Genomic DNA, 1,928 nt, shown 5'->3' on the forward strand with positions numbered 1-1,928 from the left:
CAACAAAGGCGTACGCCGGACAGCGGCCTGCGCGCAGAAGCCGGCCAGCCCCGCCAGATCAGCGCCGCCGCAACGCTGCAGCAGCGCCACCGGATCGGATAGCACCGGCTCAGCCCGGTACATCGCATCGCGCACCGCCGCGGTTTTGCGGGCCCAGCCGGCGTCATCTATCCCGGTGCCGTAGCCGACCGCGGCGACCGGTTCGATGCCCGTCAGCGCCGCGGTCAGAACCGTTGCGGGAGTAGTGTTTCCGATGCCCATGTCGCCCGCGATGAGAAGGTCGGCTCCGGCGTCGACCTCTTGGTCGGCGATCTGGCGGCCGGCGTCGATCGCGTCAAGGGTCTCCTGGTGGGTCAGCGCATCCTCTTTCGCGATGTCGCCGCTGGCGCGCCGTACCTTATGGGCACCGATCTGTGGCGAGGGTGGGTCGGCGTCGACGGCGAGGTCGGCGACGCGCACTGTCGCTCCGGCGATGTCGGCCAGCGCGTTGATCGCAGCGCCACCGGCGACGATATTGGCGACCATCTGACCGGTGACCTCCGGCGGGTAAGCCGACACCCCCGATCGCGCGACCCCATGATCGCCGGCGAACACCACCACCCTGGCCCGTTCGAATTGTTTTGGCGGACACAGGCCTTGACATGATGCAACCCAAACCGACAGGTCCTCGAGGCGTCCCAGCGCGCCCGTTGGCTTGGTCAGCGTGTCCTGGCGGGCACGGGCCGCCGCGGCGGCGGCGGTATCGGGCGGCACTACCGGCGGAAACATCAGACCATCCTCGACGGCTTGATTTGCAACGGCTGCCCGGCGACCATCAGCACCACTCGATCGCACAAGGCGGCCAGCCGTTGATTAAGGGCGCCCAACTCGTCGGTGAACCGGCGGCCGGATACCGTCGCCGCCACGATGGTCAGTCCAACCTCGTGGCTGACCAGGACCAGCGGCGAACTGAACGAGGCTGCCGCGGCGAGCATCTCGTCGATGTCCGCCGAGACCGAGCCGTCTTCCCATCCGCGGCGATCCAGTGCGGCGGTCAACCAGCCACAGACATCATCGACCAGGGTGGGCGCCGCCGGTTGCTGGCGCAATTGTGTTGCGATGTCGTCGCTTTCCACTGTTGACCAATGTTGAGGCCTGCGCTCGCGGTGCACGGCGATCCGACGCAACCACGCCGGGTCGCTGTCCGTCACCGAACCGGTCGCCAGGTAGCGCACCGGCTCGGCCGGTCCCACCGACTCGGCGATGGCCGCCTCCGCCCAGCGGGATTTGCCCGATTTGATCCCGCCGAGCACGAGGGTCCGCACGGCAGATCAAGCGACTTTGGCGCCGTGCTTGACTTGCGGCCGAGGCGCTCTCATGCGGCGCATCTGGGAAGCCCGACTGGCGGCGTAAAGGCCCAGCTTCCAACGGCTTTCGGTGTCGTTCGGAAACTTTTCGTCGACCCGCCTTGCGACCTTGCGGCCCAGGATGATCCCGTCGAGGAGCAGTAACGCCATCAGCACCAACATGGCACGCGACATGTACGGCTGCAGTTGTGGACGGGCGAACATGACGAACAGCAAGGTCAGCGCCGACGGCATGAACAACCCGAGCACGTTGCGGCGGGCGTCCACCACGTCGCGGACGAACCGGCGAACCGGGCCCTGATCGCGTGCCAGCAGATAGCGCTCGTCGCCGGCCATCATGCGGTCTCGCCGCTCCGACATCTGCGCGCGCCGAGCCGCACTACTGGCCCGACGTTCCTCACGGTTGAGCTTGGGCCCCTTCAATGACTTTCGTCGGGCGCGGGCCTCGGCGGCGGTCATCGGCGCGGGAGCGATCGGCCCCTTGCGCCGGGCGGCAGCGTCGCGGCGGGGTGTGGGGCGGCCCTTGGGGGCGGTTGTTTGCGCACCACGGGAGGCACCTTCCGCCTCCGCCGGTGTCTGGGC

Annotated in this window: 3 protein-coding genes; all 3 read right to left on the reverse strand. The window is 68.4% G+C overall.

Features of this window, described 5'->3' with window-relative positions; genetic code table 11:
- Nucleotides 1-768, reverse strand: a 768-nt coding sequence (locus tag WB785_RS01725; protein WP_424076974.1) for a nicotinate-nucleotide--dimethylbenzimidazole phosphoribosyltransferase, incomplete at its 3' end; no start/stop codon positions are given.
- Nucleotides 768-1,304 (reverse strand): bifunctional adenosylcobinamide kinase/adenosylcobinamide-phosphate guanylyltransferase, encoded by a 537-nt coding sequence (locus WB785_RS01730; RefSeq protein WP_424076975.1) that lies wholly within the window; start codon nt 1,302-1,304, stop codon nt 768-770. The genes WB785_RS01725 and WB785_RS01730, both read right to left, overlap by 1 nt.
- Before the next feature lie 6 nt (nt 1,305-1,310).
- Nucleotides 1,311-1,928: DUF3043 domain-containing protein (locus tag WB785_RS01735; protein WP_424076976.1), on the reverse strand; the 618-nt coding region annotated here is incomplete at its 5' end.

The organism is Mycobacterium sp., assembly GCF_049585075.1.
Lineage (GTDB): Bacteria > Actinomycetota > Actinomycetes > Mycobacteriales > Mycobacteriaceae > Mycobacterium.